Origin of the sequence: Vagococcus sp. AM17-17, from assembly GCF_003471765.1 — a bacterium.
GTDB lineage: Bacteria > Bacillota > Bacilli > Lactobacillales > Vagococcaceae > Vagococcus > Vagococcus teuberi.
In genome coordinates this window covers 1-14,035 of record NZ_QRJY01000012.1, presented here as the reverse complement: position 1 = coordinate 14,035, position 14,035 = coordinate 1, and the positions used below count along the sequence as shown (strand labels likewise).

Annotated in this window: 15 protein-coding genes; 4 read left to right on the top strand and 11 right to left on the bottom strand. The window is 34.4% G+C overall.

Features of this window, described 5'->3' with window-relative positions:
- Positions 1-101: 101 nt before the first annotated feature.
- A complete protein-coding gene (locus DW196_RS09550) occupies positions 102-1,295 on the top strand; it encodes an MFS transporter (RefSeq protein ID WP_118251105.1) in 1,194 nt (397 codons plus the stop codon).
- Between the two features lies 1 nt (position 1,296).
- A complete protein-coding gene (locus DW196_RS09545; RefSeq protein WP_118251104.1) occupies positions 1,297-2,730 on the top strand; it encodes a M20 family metallopeptidase in 1,434 nt (477 codons plus the stop codon).
- A gap of 214 nt (positions 2,731-2,944) precedes the next feature.
- Here the strand turns inward: DW196_RS09545 and DW196_RS09540 are convergent, their stop codons facing one another.
- From DW196_RS09540 to DW196_RS09495, 10 genes are all read right to left on the bottom strand, one after another.
- Complete coding sequence (locus DW196_RS09540) at positions 2,945-5,452, bottom strand: sigma 54-interacting transcriptional regulator (protein WP_118251103.1); 2,508 nt, start codon at positions 5,450-5,452, stop codon at positions 2,945-2,947.
- A gap of 178 nt (positions 5,453-5,630) precedes the next feature.
- Positions 5,631-6,455 carry a PTS system mannose/fructose/sorbose family transporter subunit IID gene (locus DW196_RS09535; protein WP_118251102.1) on the bottom strand — a complete coding sequence of 275 codons (825 nt, stop codon included), beginning with the start codon at positions 6,453-6,455 and terminating at the stop codon, positions 5,631-5,633.
- On the bottom strand, positions 6,452-7,261 hold the full coding sequence (locus DW196_RS09530; RefSeq protein ID WP_118251101.1) for a PTS sugar transporter subunit IIC: 810 nt from the start codon (positions 7,259-7,261) through the stop codon (positions 6,452-6,454). The genes DW196_RS09535 and DW196_RS09530 overlap by 4 nt, the downstream gene beginning before the upstream one ends.
- A gap of 12 nt (positions 7,262-7,273) precedes the next feature.
- The gene (locus DW196_RS09525) at positions 7,274-7,771 is read right to left on the bottom strand and encodes a PTS sugar transporter subunit IIB (RefSeq protein WP_071457705.1); all 498 of its coding nucleotides are present in this window, start codon (positions 7,769-7,771) and stop codon (positions 7,274-7,276) included.
- An 11-nt stretch (positions 7,772-7,782) separates the two neighbouring features.
- A complete protein-coding gene (locus tag DW196_RS09520) occupies positions 7,783-8,199 on the bottom strand; it encodes a PTS sugar transporter subunit IIA (RefSeq protein WP_071457706.1) in 417 nt (138 codons plus the stop codon).
- A gap of 187 nt (positions 8,200-8,386) precedes the next feature.
- Positions 8,387-9,352 carry a tRNA-dihydrouridine synthase gene (locus DW196_RS09515; RefSeq protein WP_118251100.1) on the bottom strand — a complete coding sequence of 322 codons (966 nt, stop codon included), beginning with the start codon at positions 9,350-9,352 and terminating at the stop codon, positions 8,387-8,389.
- A gap of 138 nt (positions 9,353-9,490) precedes the next feature.
- Positions 9,491-9,745: a hypothetical protein gene (locus tag DW196_RS09510; protein ID WP_118251099.1), complete on the bottom strand. Its 255-nt coding sequence runs from the start codon at positions 9,743-9,745 to the stop codon at positions 9,491-9,493.
- Positions 9,746-9,910: 165 nt separating this feature from the next.
- Complete coding sequence (locus tag DW196_RS09505; protein WP_118251098.1) at positions 9,911-11,023, bottom strand: lactate oxidase; 1,113 nt, start codon at positions 11,021-11,023, stop codon at positions 9,911-9,913.
- Between the two features lie 53 nt (positions 11,024-11,076).
- Positions 11,077-11,784, bottom strand: coding sequence for an LrgB family protein (locus tag DW196_RS09500; RefSeq protein ID WP_118251097.1), 708 nt, complete (start codon positions 11,782-11,784; stop codon positions 11,077-11,079).
- Entirely contained in the window at positions 11,774-12,187 is a 414-nt protein-coding gene (locus DW196_RS09495) for a CidA/LrgA family protein (RefSeq protein ID WP_071457711.1), read from the bottom strand. Before DW196_RS09495 ends, DW196_RS09500 begins: the two co-directional genes overlap by 11 nt.
- Positions 12,188-12,360: 173 nt before the next feature.
- On the opposite strand from DW196_RS09495, the gene DW196_RS09490 reads away from it, so the two are divergent.
- Together DW196_RS09490 and DW196_RS09485 are read left to right on the top strand one after the other, a co-directional pair.
- Positions 12,361-13,266, top strand: coding sequence for a LysR family transcriptional regulator (locus DW196_RS09490; protein WP_118251096.1), 906 nt, complete (start codon positions 12,361-12,363; stop codon positions 13,264-13,266).
- Between the two features lie 84 nt (positions 13,267-13,350).
- The gene (locus DW196_RS09485) at positions 13,351-13,665 is read left to right on the top strand and encodes a hypothetical protein (protein ID WP_118251095.1); all 315 of its coding nucleotides are present in this window, start codon (positions 13,351-13,353) and stop codon (positions 13,663-13,665) included.
- A gap of 136 nt (positions 13,666-13,801) precedes the next feature.
- Here DW196_RS09485 and DW196_RS09480 read toward each other — a convergent pair.
- On the bottom strand, positions 13,802-14,035 hold a 234-nt coding region (locus DW196_RS09480), incomplete at its 5' end, for a transposase (RefSeq protein ID WP_147408684.1).

The window sequence follows — 14,035 nt, the reverse complement described above, 5'->3', positions numbered from 1 at the left end:
CCTATTTTTTTATTGTATTTTTTATTTAATGTATGTATTATTAAATAAACGTTAGATTTTTTTAATAATACATAACTTACCTAACATAAGGAGTTGGAAGTATGGAACATAATACAAACACCACACAAAAAAATACAATCGGTATCGTCCTATCACTTATGGTTGGTTACTCAATTATTTATATGGATAAAAGCATGATTTCAACAGCTATTATCCCAATATCCTCAGAATTTAATCTAGACTCTGCTCAAACTGGCCGTATCATGTCCTTTTTCTTTTTAGGTTATTCCCTCATGCAAATTCCTAGTGGTTGGATAGCTGATAAAATCGGAGCTAAAAAAGTGTTAATGCTATCCATGATATTAGTTGCCATCTTTTCAGCCGCATTTGGTTTAGTTGGTGCATTGTCCGCTTTTATTTTAGTAAGATTTTTTGCTGGTGTTGGACATGCTGGATACCCATCTAGTGTGACAAAAGCTGTCGCAACAAATTTTGAACCTGAAAAACGCACCCTAATCCAATCTATCATTTTATCAACATCTGGGATTGGTGGTATATTAGCCTTTACCTTAGGTGCGAACCTTATCAATATAAACTGGCGCTACGCTTATTTTGTCTTAGCTGGATTATTTATATTATCACTAATCTTAATTTTTATTTTTGTTCCTAACAACACACCCGTGCAACAACAAGATAAAAAACGGGTTCCATTCTCAAATGTGTTCTTAAATCGTAACGTTGTTTTTCTTGCAATGGCTATGTTACTGCAAAATTTCTTACTATATGGAAATATGTCTTGGTTACCATCTGTTTTAAATCAAAAGTTTGAATTAGATTTAAAAAGTATCGGGTATCTATTAGCTGTTAATGCTCTATTTCAAACTATCGCAACAATGTATTCAGGTGTGTTACTATCCAAACTGTTTTTAGGAAAAGAAAAACTCTTCATTTTTTTAACAACAGCACTCACTGCTGTATTAGTAATTGCTTTTATCTTTTCCAATAGCTTAGTGTTATCTATGATTTTCTTAGTATTGGTTAGTATTTTATCTGTCAGTGCTTTTACAGCTATGTTTACTCTACCACATAAGCTAATTAATCCAGAAATTATCGGGGCATCTATGGGATTTATCAATACAGGTGGTACACTCGGTGGTTTCCTTGCACCTATGATTTTGGGTCAACTCATTAAAGTTGGTGGTGGATCATTTACTCTGTCATTTGTGTTTATGGCAATTGCTAGCATCCTTGCTGGTTTAACTGTCTTATTTGGTATTAGAAAGGAAGAAAAATAATATGGAAAAAGCAAAACAACGTATCAATGAATTAATCGAGAAAAAAAGAGTAACTTTTATTGAAGCAGCAGATAAAATTTGGGAAACACCTGAGACGAGATTTGCTGTAGAAAAATCCGTTCAACCTTTTTATGATATTTTAGAAAAAGAAGGCTTCTCTATTGAAAAAGGGCTAGCAGACATGGATCACAGTTTTGTCGCCACATATGGTTCTGGAAAACCAGTTATTGGTATTTTGGCCGAATATGATGCATTGAGCAATTTAAGTCAAGTTGCCGATTTAGGTGAACAGAAAGCCCAAGTCCCAGGTGGTAATGGACATGCTTGCGGTCATAACTTACTTGGAACTGGTGCATTAGCTGGTGCTGTTGGGATTAAAGATTATATGGAAGAAAACAACCTAAGTGGTACCATCAAACTATTTGGTTGTCCTGCTGAAGAAAGTGGGTATGGAAAAGCCTATATGGCAAGAAGTGGGGTATTTGATGATGTGGATACTGCGTTGTCATGGCATCCTTGGGACATTAGCGGGATTTGGTCAATTAGTAGCTTAGCAGTGTATCAAATCTACTATCGTTTCAAAGGTATCGCAGCTCACGCCGCTGCTGCACCTGAGTATGGCCGTAGTGCGTTAGATGCCGCCGAATTGATGAATGTCGGCGTACAATTTTTACGTGAGCATATCATTGATGAAGGCCGTGTTCACTATGCCTTTCGAGATGTAGGTGGAAATTCTGCCAACGTGGTTCAACCCTCTGCGGAATTACACTATTTTATTCGTGCTCCAAAAATTGAACAAGCCAATGAGATATTCAAACGTGTCACGCGAATCGCTGAAGGTGCTGCATGGATGACTGAGACAGAATTAGAAATCGGGTTTGATTCCGCATGTTATGACTACATTCCTAATCAAGCTATCTCTGCCGTCATGCAAAAAAATCTCGAAGAATATGGAAATGCGAATCTAACAAAAGAAGATCAAGAATATGCTCAACGTTACTACGATACTTTACCTGATGCAACAAAAGAACACTTGATTAATCGAGCGAAACAAGTCGATCCAACTTTATCAGACGACGATGCAAAACGATTGGGTAGTTTACCTGTTTCAGAACAAGTTATGCCTTTAGTCTTCTCTGATGACACACAAGGTTCAACTGATGTTGGAGATGTTAGCTGGATCTGTCCAACAGCACAAGTATTTATTGGGTGTGAGCCTCAAGGAACACCAGCTCACAGTTGGCAATGGGCTGCTAATGGAAAATCTAGCGTCGCTCATAAAGGATTAATCGCCGCAGGTAAAGTCATCGCAACAACAGCTTATGACCTATTAACAAACCCTGAATTAATCGAAAAAGCTAAAGCAGAACACCAAGACGTTTTAAATGGTAAAACTTATGTGTCTGCGATTCCTGAAGATGTATTACCAAAATAAAAAAATCCAGACAAGTTTTTACAATTGTCTGGATTTTTTTTAGCCATTTAATACTGCGCCACCATTAACGTGTAAGCATTAGCCACTGATATAACTACTATCTTGATTAGAAGATGAAATACAAAAAAATCATTATTGTCTTTTCTATGATAATATTCTTTTAGTTTGTTTAATTTATGTTCCAATGATGTCTAAATATTATATTCGAAACTAATTAACTCGCAATAATTTCATGTAAGACATATAATTCCCAATCAGAAATACTAATACGATAAAAATCCTCAATAGATGACAATAAATCTTTAATATTTGAGTAGAAATAATTGTCATTGACCTTTAATAACGACAAATCAGTTGGCACAGGATAATCAACTGACCCTAAAATCGTACGTTCAATCATCAATGCTAAATGCATCGTCAAATTGAATTTAATTTTGACGTTAAATTTAATGCCAAAACGTCTCTCACATTTTTCGATAATTAGCTCTACTTGTTTAATAATGATTTCCGGATTTAAGAAATTTAATTTTTCAGATAGGCCTTCTTTTGAGAAGAAATAAATACATTTATTAGTCAAATCAGTCATGTATTTTTCGTGAATGGTATTACGAAACGTATATTTCATCGCTTGATGTTCGGTATCCTCATCTAAAATATCTAATAAATTAACGGAAGACACAGCTGTTTTATTATCTAGATAAGACGTCGTAATAATGAGTTCTGTTGTATCAAGATAACCTTTATCTGAGTTTTCACGGTCTAAAATATCGAGCAATTCATTAAAATGCATCACAATGATTTTTATTTCTGGATTAATAAACGGTTCAAATAATTTCTTCAATTTTTTGGCAATATCATAACCCAATATACTTGAAATAATGACATTTCGATCATTTGAAAAGCCTTCAAAATATTGAATATCTGTGATAAATTTTTGTTTAATATTTTTGGTGATGTCATAAAATGTGTGATGATTCAGTAGTTGCTGACCAATTTCCAGTGCAAATGAGGTCGTAAGATTATTAACAACCAATAATTCTCCCATAATCTCTGGTTTTAAACTCTTATAAAAATGAACCAATGATCCCATATCTACCAACATAATGACCCCTTCAGAAGTATCTCGCTCAGAAAGCCACGATTTCACTTCTAATACAATGTCTTTAATAGAGGCATCAAGTGGCATGTTAATCGCATCAAACACATAATTGCCACATAATTGATTGGACACCGCTTGTATACTGCTTGCGGTTGTATCGCCATGAGCAACAAGTAATGCATGATAAGCAATTTCTTCTTTTATAGATCCTATTAAAAATAGGCTCAACAAAAAACGTGCTTCTTTTTTATATTCAACGGGTAGTTTAGACGTAATTTTTTTAGCAAAAAGTGCCGTACGTGGATAGTCCATACTAATCATTTGTTTTATTGGTTGATGATCAAACTTGATACAATCTTTTAGTAATAGGTATGTAGTTAGTTTTTCAAGATAAGGTGTCACACTATCTACTTTACCCATTATTTGTTTAGTATTAGCAAGTATTTTTTCTCTAATTTGTTTTAAAACATAGGTTTCTCCACCAAAATCATCTTTGGATAGCGGAAAACCCAGTAGCGTTTCTCGTAACTCCAATACATCACTCGTTGAATGTAGTAACACATTTAGTTTTTCCGGCATCTCTTTTGACACATCCACTAGTTGATTAAGTGGTTCATCATAAATCACTTTCACCACATCATCGTGATTATCACCTATATAAAGTACGTCTTTATCCTCTTGATAATGAAGTGCATCAGCACAATATAACTTCACCTTGTTGGCTAATTGCCCAATATTTCCTGACATTTTTTCATGTAAAAAGCGATCAAAAATCAATCGATCAATCATCATATCCTTTTTCAACAATTTCGCTTCTTTTAAAAACAAAACTCTTAAAATCGTCTCTCGCTCTTGTAATGGCCGTAGATGATAATCCGCTAACTCCAATACAGCAGAGATACGACGTAAAAAGGTTGGTAATAACACCTCTTTAGGGTCTTCTGTTGTCGCAAAAATCAAGCGGACGTTAGCTGTTTCTACTTTATCTTCTTCCCCAATTAAGCGAAACTGACCCGAATCCATAAACTGAAATAATTTTTCTTGATTTTCATATGACAAACGATGGACTTCATCTAAAAATAAAATACCGTTGTCTGCTTTACTAAGTAACCCTTTTTTATCTTTGTCAGCACCAGTATAAGCCCCTTTTTTATGACCAAATAATGTTGAAGATAACAATTCAGGATTATTTGCGTAATCCGCACAGTTAAATACCACGATATTATCTGAGCAATTCGCCTGTTGTTGATTAAGGTAATCAAAAATCAAGTGTGCTAAATAGGTTTTCCCTACCCCACTATTTCCATGAATTAAAACAGGTAGTCCTTTTGGTGGATAAGACATCGCAGCTTTACAGGTTTTTATCATAGATTTGGCACTGCCTTTACTACCGATAAATTGTTCAAACACATCTTGTGACGTATGGAAATCATGACTAGTTAGTCGCCAAACGATTGGATATGTTTCACTTTTAATAACCTCTTTATCTTTGGCTAACTCATTTAAATATAAACTCGTGACTGAGCGACTTAACCCAATTTTTTTAGCTAATTCAGTTGTCGTAATCCCAACTTGTTCCTCCCCTATACCTTGAAGCAAATGCCTTCTAGTCGACTCCTTCATTCTACCAATCCCCCTACATACTAAAAAACGCATGGCACGTATTGCCCATGCGTTTCACTCTTACATACCGATAACATAACGACACATAGTTACTTTTCTTGTTAAATTTTAGCATAGTTTACCTGATTAATGTGTCATGATTCATTACCAAAACCCTATGTATTGTGTAATAAATTGATTAACAAATACCAAGTAACCCTAAAATAATCCCTAAAATCATAATGCCAAACATCACAACATTGATATTTACTTTTTTACGTAATAACCAGAACGTAATCAATGTTACTGTTAATGGAACAATCCCTACAAATAGTTGATCTAAGTAATCTTGAATTTTAATTGGATCAGAACCACTGACTGTTACTTCTAAAATCGTTTTGAATTTTACAGTTGAAGCAGTCATACTTCCCATCATTAGTAATCCAACCATACTAGATGCTTTAGTCAGTATTTTCATACCGCCACTTTCATAAAGCTTTTGAATGAAGTTGGCCCCAACTGAATAGCCTGTATAAAGAGCATAATAATGAATAATAAAAGCTGGAATATTATAAAGTGCTAAGAAAACGATGGCTCCCATAACTGATCCAGTGCTGGCAATTGAAATCCCAATACTTGCAGCAATGACGCGTAAAATACCCCAAAAGAATGAATCCCCGATACCTGACAATGGGCCCATCAATGATGCTTTAACTGCTGTAATTGAGCTTGCATCAAAATTCTCATCTTCACTATTTTGTTTTTCCATTGAGGTAACAAGACCCATAATAAAGTTATTAATATGCATAGTAGCATTAAACCATGTTGTATGACGGACAATCGCGTCTGCTCGTTCTTCCTCTGTTTTGTAGTAACGATTGATGACTGGAAGTAAGGTATAGATAACACCTAACGCATGATATTGTATTGCTCCTGTACGACTAGCATTCATTGTCCATGAGCGCCAAAAGACTGAGCGCATCATTTTTTTATCTTCAACTGACATATCTTGTTTTAGTTTCATGCGAAAAAGTCCTCCTCTTCTTCTTCTTTACTCATTTCACCACTTGCTACTTTTCCTTGTGTGGTTGGTAAATTCATCATTTGTACATCACGTTGAACCATCATCACACAAATCACAATCCCAACAGCCGCCACTGCGACAGCCGGTAATTTCAAGTAAGCTGTTAAAATAAAGCCTAATAAGTAAAATACCGCTAATTTATTGTTCCAAAGTAATTTCATCAACATCGCAAACCCAACAGCTGGTAATAAGCCACCTGCCGCACTCAATCCATTCATCACATTTTGTGGAATGTTATTTACCATAACGGCAACAGGTTCACTTCCAAGTAAGACCCCAACAAATGAAATCGCAGCAATAATAAAGTAATAAAAAATCCATGTCCCATAATGTAGTGCCACAATTTTTCGTTGATTATTTTCACGTGCAACACGATCCAACATTGGTGCAAAAACATTCATCAAGACATTTTTCAAAAACATCACGACAAACGCTGCTAACATCCCAATCGGAATGGCTAATGTAATTGCCGCTTTTTGCTCAACGTTTGCAATAATCGCGAATGTTGTCGCAAGAGTTGTTGCTGTTACTGGCTCGGCAGAGATTACGCCACCAATATTCACATTTCCCATAAACACGGCTTCAAGTGCTGCTCCCATCAAAACACCTGTTTTTAAATCTCCCATCAATAGCCCTGTCACAAGACCCACAACTAATGGGCGTTCCAACATACTTTGACCTGTTAAATAGTTACCAGCAAAACAGATAAACACACTAAGTCCTGCCATAAGTGCATGCATTAACATTTTTTATCCCCCTTAAACATTTTTCAATGCTTTTTTCAATTCTAATTTTGGATTAGTTGGTAAAACTTGATTGTAGCTCTCCACACGTTCTAACTCAGACAATTCTTTTGCAGCCGTTAATTCATCTGGATTAAGTAACACACTTGGGAAAATTGTTGTTTTGTCTTTTGGATCTGATTTATCAAAGCGACCCGCATTTGCCACATTCACTGTTTCTACAGCATCGACGTGTTGCGCGATTTTATTCGCATCAGATACACAGTTTACAATCACAAACATGCGTTTATCTTTTCCACGAGGATCATTAAATAATTCAATCGCATCATCCACTGAACGAACTAATAATTTCATGCCATTTGGTACGGCCATTTTTAATGTCATTTGCATCACTTGATTTTTTGCCGCCTCATCATTTGCTACAACTAAAAGTGGGGCATTCAATTCTTTTGTCCATACAACAGCCACCTGTCCATGAATTAATCGGTCATCTACTCTAATTTGTGTAATCATTTTTTCTCCTCCTAAAAAATATCGTCCTCTTCTTCTATTGTGGTTGAAACCAGTTGAACCTGTGATTCTTGAATTGCAGCTAATATATCCTCTTTTGACAACATGCCAGTATTTTCATGAAACATAATCGATAAAATAATAGCTAAATTTGAATTTGATACCAACATAATGTTGTCTTTCCCTGATGTCATAATTTCTGCGGCAATTTTTTGATTCACACTCCCACCGTATAAATCTGTGAATACAATCCCCTGACTATCTTCACTAACCTCTTGAATAAATTGTTGAACATTTGGTGTGTAATCATCATCCGTAACATAAGCATCTATTACTTGGACATTGTCTCCACTACCTGTTAAGACGTTCAACGAGTTTTGTAACCCGCTAGCAAATTTGCCATGAGTTGCAATTAAATAACTTCTCTCCATTTTTTTCACCTCTTCGCTTTTATATAAGCAAGTATGATGCCAACTTTTCTGCAGTCACAGAATGCGGTTACAAAAGGTTTTTAGGTAAATTATACTGTTTAAACACTTTTCTTTTTTTTAAACAACTTAAACACTTAAAAAAGACACTGCTTCTTAAAGTTAAGAAACAATGTCTTTTAATGATTATTTAGTTATCTTTTGGAAAAAAGGCATCTAATAAGGCACGTACTTCATCTGTTGATTTGGTATTCATTAAACTAACACGTAAATCACTGGCTCCTGGAAATCCTTTAACATAAATTTTAAAGAATCGATGCAAACCAACAATGGAACGTGGCACTTGTTTAGCATACTCATCTTGTAAGTCTAATTGAAGTCTCAATAGCCCTAATAAGTCTTCTGTTGAATGATTTTTAGGTTCTTTCTCAAAGGCATATGGATTTTTGAATATCCCTCTTCCTATCATGACACCATCCACACCATATTTTTCGACTAACTCAAGTCCCATCTGTCGATCAAGCACATCTCCATTAATAGTAATGAGTGTATTAGGAGCTATCTCATCTCTTAATGCCAATATTTCTGGAATTAATTCCCACTTAGCGGGTACTTTACTCATTTCATCTCGAGTTCTTAAATGAATCGACAAGTTCGCAATATCTTGTTTTAAAATATGTGTCAGCCAATCTATCATCTCATCTTGTGAGTGATACCCAATACGTGTTTTCACACTGACTGGTAGTCCACCTTCTTTTGCTGCAGCGATTAATTCTGCCGCCACGTCAGGACGTAATATTAAGCCGCTACCTTTCCCACGTGTTGCCACATTAGGGACAGGACATCCCATATTAATATCAATACCTTTGAATCCCATCTCTTTTAGTTCTGTACTCATCTGCCTAAAGTACTCAGGATTATCTCCCCAGATATGCGCCACGATAGGTTGCTCGTCTTCCTCAAAGACCAATCTTCCTTGAACGCTTTCTTTACCATCTGGATGACAAAAACTATCCGAGTTAGTAAATTCGGTAAAAAACACATCAGGTGCACCCGCTTCTTTCACCACATGACGAAATACCACATCCGTCACGTCTTCCATTGGTGCTAAAATAAAAAATGGCTTCGGTAAATCTTGCCAAAAGTTGGTTGTCATATAAGTTTCTCCGTTCTAAATCCTTTTACTAAGTCACTTGGTATTATACTAATAATGACAAAAAGACGCAAAGCCTATAGTCCCGAACTATGACAAAATAAAAACAGACAACCCATAAATGAGTTATCTGTCTTTATCTTATAAACCGTATTTTTCAAATTCTTTTTCGATTTTTTCAAATTCTTTTTCGTCATATTTTTCGTATTTTTCAATGTCATGTAAAATACGTTTAATGTTATGTAATGCTTTAGATTCATAGTACCATTTTTTTACACTATGATTTTTAGGGTCAGTTTCGACTTGATCTAATTTATCCAAATTAGCATCTAATTCATTTAAAACTTTCACAACATCATCAATTACTTTGTCTTCTTTTTTTTCATAATTTGTCATTTTGAAAACACCTCTTCAATAAGTATAAGATAATTATACTCCTATTATATTAGAAAACAAACTGATAACACTTATATATATATCATTTTAATAGCTTGCTTTGTCTAAGAGACACTAACTTCAATATAAGAGATAATTAAATAAAGGTAATATAAAAAAATAGGTTTATTTTTTCATATCATATAATCGTGCATGTTTTACATCTTCAATTGTTTGTGTTCCTGCTAATTGCATCACACGTTTTAAATCAGTTTCAAAATATTCCAAAACAGATTTAACACCTTTCCACCCACCTAGAGCTAATCCAAATAATACTGGACGACCTAAAGCAATAATATCTGCTCCACTTGCTAGTGCTTTAAAGATGTGCTCTCCACGACGAACACCACTATCAAATACGATTGGCACACGGCCTGCTACTGCTTCAGAGATTTCAGCTAACACTTCAAACGATCCTGGTGCATTATCTAACTGACGTCCACCGTGATTTGATACCCATATACCAGCTGCTCCAGCACCAATTGCTAATACAGCATCTTCAGGTGTTTGTACACCTTTAACAAATACTGGTAAACCAGAATATTCAGCAATAAATTTCACATCTGCTGGTTCAATTTTTTGTTTTGATTGAGCATAGATATTATTTAGTGACATGTTTTTCCCTGAACCTGTCAAATAACGAGAAACAATTGGCATACCAAATGGGTACACAAATTTATTTTCTAAATCACGTTCACGGTTACCACTTAGTGTTGCATCAGCTGTTAAAATAATCGCTGTCGCTCCATCTGCTTTTGCTTCATCTAAGATGTTTTTATTCATCTCTTCATCTTTACTCATATAAATTTGGAACCAACGTGGATTGCCATTTAAACCAGCGTCGATTTCTTCAAATGTCGCACCAGAATAAGCACTGATAGACATAATGGTGCCACCAAATTCTGAAATACCTTTTGCAGTTCCTGCTTCTTTTGTCGCATGAGCTAATCCATGAGCTGCAATTGGAGCCATGATAAATGGTACTTTTAAATCATGTTTAAAGATTTTTGTTGATGTATCTGGATTTTCCACATCAGCTAACACGCGAGGTAAGATTCCTTTGCTTAACCAAGCTTCATCATTACGTTGTAGCGTAAATTCTTTTCCTGAACCACCTGAAATATAGTCAAATCCACCTTTAGGAACGACTTTACTTGCTTCTTCTTCTAATCTATATGTACTAATTACGTCGATTTCTTGTTCGATTGTTGGTGCATTGTATGTTTGTTGTTCTGTCATTTTTTTCATCCTTTTTTGATTTTTTGGTTTTTAAATTTTATTCCCTAACTTAATTAAAATAAAAGATTTGTAATTGGTCCTGTAAATGGTACCAATATTACAACTGTAATACCTGTTACAACGATTGATAAGCCTGACATAGCTCCTTGAACTTCACCAAGTTCAATCGCTTTTGCTGTTCCCATAGCATGAGAAGAACTTCCTAATGCGACTCCTTGAGCCACTGGATCTGTAATGTTAAACAACTTAAAGACAGTTGGTCCAATCATCGCGCCAATAACGCCCGTAAAAACAACCACTGCAACAGTCAGTGATACAATCCCGCCAAGAGAGTCAGATACTCCTACTGCAATAGCCGTCGTAATTGATTTAGGAATTAATGTTGCTCCCATCTCTTGTTCGAATTTAAATAACATACTGAAAGCATAAATCATAATGGTATGGAAAATCACACCACTAAATATTCCCGTTAATATAGCTGGGTAATATTTTTTCAAATAAACAAAATTTTGTTCTAACTTAATGGCTAAAGCAACAGTCGCCGGAGTAACAAATAAACTTAAAAACTGTCCACCATTTTTATAGGTTTCAAGCGGGATATCCAAGAATACTAAAATTAATATAAGTGCTATAATCGCAAATACTAATGGCGTAAATAATGGATTTTTCGGCCATTTAGCTTTCAATCTTGCTGATAGTAAATATAAACCAACTGTTAAACTTATCCATAAAAATGGGCTTTCTATTACATTAGACAACATCTGCTTCCACCTCAACTTCTTCAAGAGTATCTGCAGATTTTGTTTCCGCTTCCAATTCTTTTGATTTAACAGCTTGAACAATTCGTCCAACAAACGCAATCATTAGTGTTGTTGTCACAACCATAATAACCAGTAATTGCCACCACGTATTGGCTAAGATGCCGAAGTGTGCCATAAGTCCAACGCCTGCTGGGACAAAGAATATTCCCATATTATTAGTTAACCATGTTCCCACTTCATCGACTTGGTCCATCCTAACCCACTTAAAGTGAAGAGCACAGAAAAAGAGCACCATACCAATCACACTTCCTGGAATTGCAATAAAATTAGATAATAGTGCAGAGACTATTTCACCTAATAAAGAAAATAAAAAAATCCAGAAAAATTGTTTGATTTGCTTCATAAAAATCAACTCACTTTCGTTTTGTAAACGTTTTATCGACATAAATATAGCATGAGACAGATTCTTTGAATAATACTATTTCCTTATGATATTATAAGCGTTGTTTATGCAAATTGCTTTTATATACATTTTACTTATGAGTGTTTTTTCACAATATTTTAGAGGAGCCTACCATGAATTTAAAAGATTTAACATACTTTCATCATCTTGCGCAAACGCTTAATTTTACTGCTACTGCTGATTATTTTTATATATCCCAACCTTCTATTTCTATGGCTATAAAACGACTAGAAAACGAACTAGATACCATTCTAATTGATAGAAAAAGAATTCACAAGAAGCTTAGTTTAACTGAAACCGGTAACATTTTATATCGTTATTCTCATCAAATTTTAAAGTCAGTTGAACAAGCTGAAGAGGAGATTCATGACTTTAAACATCAAATCGTCTATTTTGGTTTCTTACCAACTATTGGAGGCTATTTTATGTCCCGTTTATTGCCTCATTTGAATACATTTTCTTCTTCAATAAAATTCATTGAAGAAGAGAGTTCTGATGTTATGTTAAGCCTAGTAAAAAGCGGTAAGGTTCCCATTGCAATCATTGGAAGTGACGAACCTGTATTTAACGATGACTCTTTAATTCAAGTTCCATTAAAACAAGAAAACATGGCTTTATGGGTATCCAAGAGCCACCCACTTGCTACTAAAAAAAAGACCTCCCCTACAACTTGTAAGGAAGATGTCTTTATTTCATTAGAAAAAGGATACATGCACCACCGAATCTTTGATGACTGGGTATTAGATCATCACTTAAAAAATATTCAAACAATTTATACTAAAGAAATACAGACTGCTCTATCAATTGCTAGTTCTACAAACATGATAGCCTTTTTAAGTGATATTTTAGTACGAGATCACCCGGGATTAGTTAAAGTTGAAATTGAGCAACCGCCACAAATCTATATAAGTCTTATAGTAAATAAACACATTCATCAATCCAATACATTTCAGACAACATTTAATCAAAAAATTATTGATTTAGCACAAGAATTTAGCCAACCTTTTAACGTGGAGTAAACTATTTATTTTATTAACAATAATTTCTAAATAATATATGAAACTAATTATTTTTTTGGTATGATGATATGAGGAGTTGATATAATGAAAAAACAAGGTATTTTAAATATCGTACTATTAATGTCGTTAATTGTATTTGCTGGAGTAAGTGTCTACAAAGTAGAACAAAATAATAAGGATATTGCTCAAGCGCAAATTCAAATAAATGAATTAAAGGCAACGATAGATAAACAATCAAAAGAATTAAGTGATAAAAATACCACAATAAAAGATCTAAAAAGTGACATCCAAACTGCTCAGGAGAAAATAAAAAAACTAAATGAAACGAGCTCGTTTTCGCAAACAGATACTCAAGTTGGCGACACACAAAACAATACGATCACTTATAACCCATTCTAATAAAAATAATCGCATGGTGTTTACTTATATAGTTACAATATGCGATTATTTTGACTCTATGCCAAATCGTATTGATAGATTAAATGGGCTCCTTGTCAATTACTGTTGGTAAGAGTTAAAAGTTAGAATTTAGGATCTAGAAAACAACATGTTTTCTAGATCTTTTTTGGTGTCTTGAATACAGATTTTTTAAACAAATTGCTATTCGTAATTTGAAATTATAAAAACTTCTCATGCCATAGGCATTACGCTTAATGACTTTAATCTGATTGTTCATACATTCTAAAGGACCGTTTGAATACGATGTTTCAAAAGTGTTTTTTATTTCTTCTTGATACTTTCTAAATGTTTTAAAAACAGGTATATACTC

Bases quoted from the DNA above. Each gene is read 5' to 3' on its own strand.
- DW196_RS09550 (WP_118251105.1), top strand. From the start codon at position 102: ATGGAACATAATACAAACACCACACAAAAAAATACAATCGGTATCGTC.
- DW196_RS09545 (WP_118251104.1), top strand. From the start codon at position 1,297: ATGGAAAAAGCAAAACAACGTATCAATGAATTAATCGAGAAAAAAAGA.
- DW196_RS09540 (WP_118251103.1), bottom strand. From the start codon at position 5,452: ATGAAGGAGTCGACTAGAAGGCATTTGCTTCAAGGTATAGGGGAGGAA.
- DW196_RS09535 (WP_118251102.1), bottom strand. From the start codon at position 6,455: ATGAAACTAAAACAAGATATGTCAGTTGAAGATAAAAAAATGATGCGC.
- DW196_RS09530 (WP_118251101.1), bottom strand. From the start codon at position 7,261: ATGTTAATGCATGCACTTATGGCAGGACTTAGTGTGTTTATCTGTTTT.
- DW196_RS09525 (WP_071457705.1), bottom strand. From the start codon at position 7,771: ATGATTACACAAATTAGAGTAGATGACCGATTAATTCATGGACAGGTG.
- DW196_RS09520 (WP_071457706.1), bottom strand. From the start codon at position 8,199: ATGGAGAGAAGTTATTTAATTGCAACTCATGGCAAATTTGCTAGCGGG.
- DW196_RS09515 (WP_118251100.1), bottom strand. From the start codon at position 9,352: ATGACAACCAACTTTTGGCAAGATTTACCGAAGCCATTTTTTATTTTA.
- DW196_RS09510 (WP_118251099.1), bottom strand. From the start codon at position 9,745: ATGACAAATTATGAAAAAAAAGAAGACAAAGTAATTGATGATGTTGTG.
- DW196_RS09505 (WP_118251098.1), bottom strand. From the start codon at position 11,023: ATGACAGAACAACAAACATACAATGCACCAACAATCGAACAAGAAATC.
- DW196_RS09500 (WP_118251097.1), bottom strand. From the start codon at position 11,784: ATGTTGTCTAATGTAATAGAAAGCCCATTTTTATGGATAAGTTTAACA.
- DW196_RS09495 (WP_071457711.1), bottom strand. From the start codon at position 12,187: ATGAAGCAAATCAAACAATTTTTCTGGATTTTTTTATTTTCTTTATTA.
- DW196_RS09490 (WP_118251096.1), top strand. From the start codon at position 12,361: ATGAATTTAAAAGATTTAACATACTTTCATCATCTTGCGCAAACGCTT.
- DW196_RS09485 (WP_118251095.1), top strand. From the start codon at position 13,351: ATGAAAAAACAAGGTATTTTAAATATCGTACTATTAATGTCGTTAATT.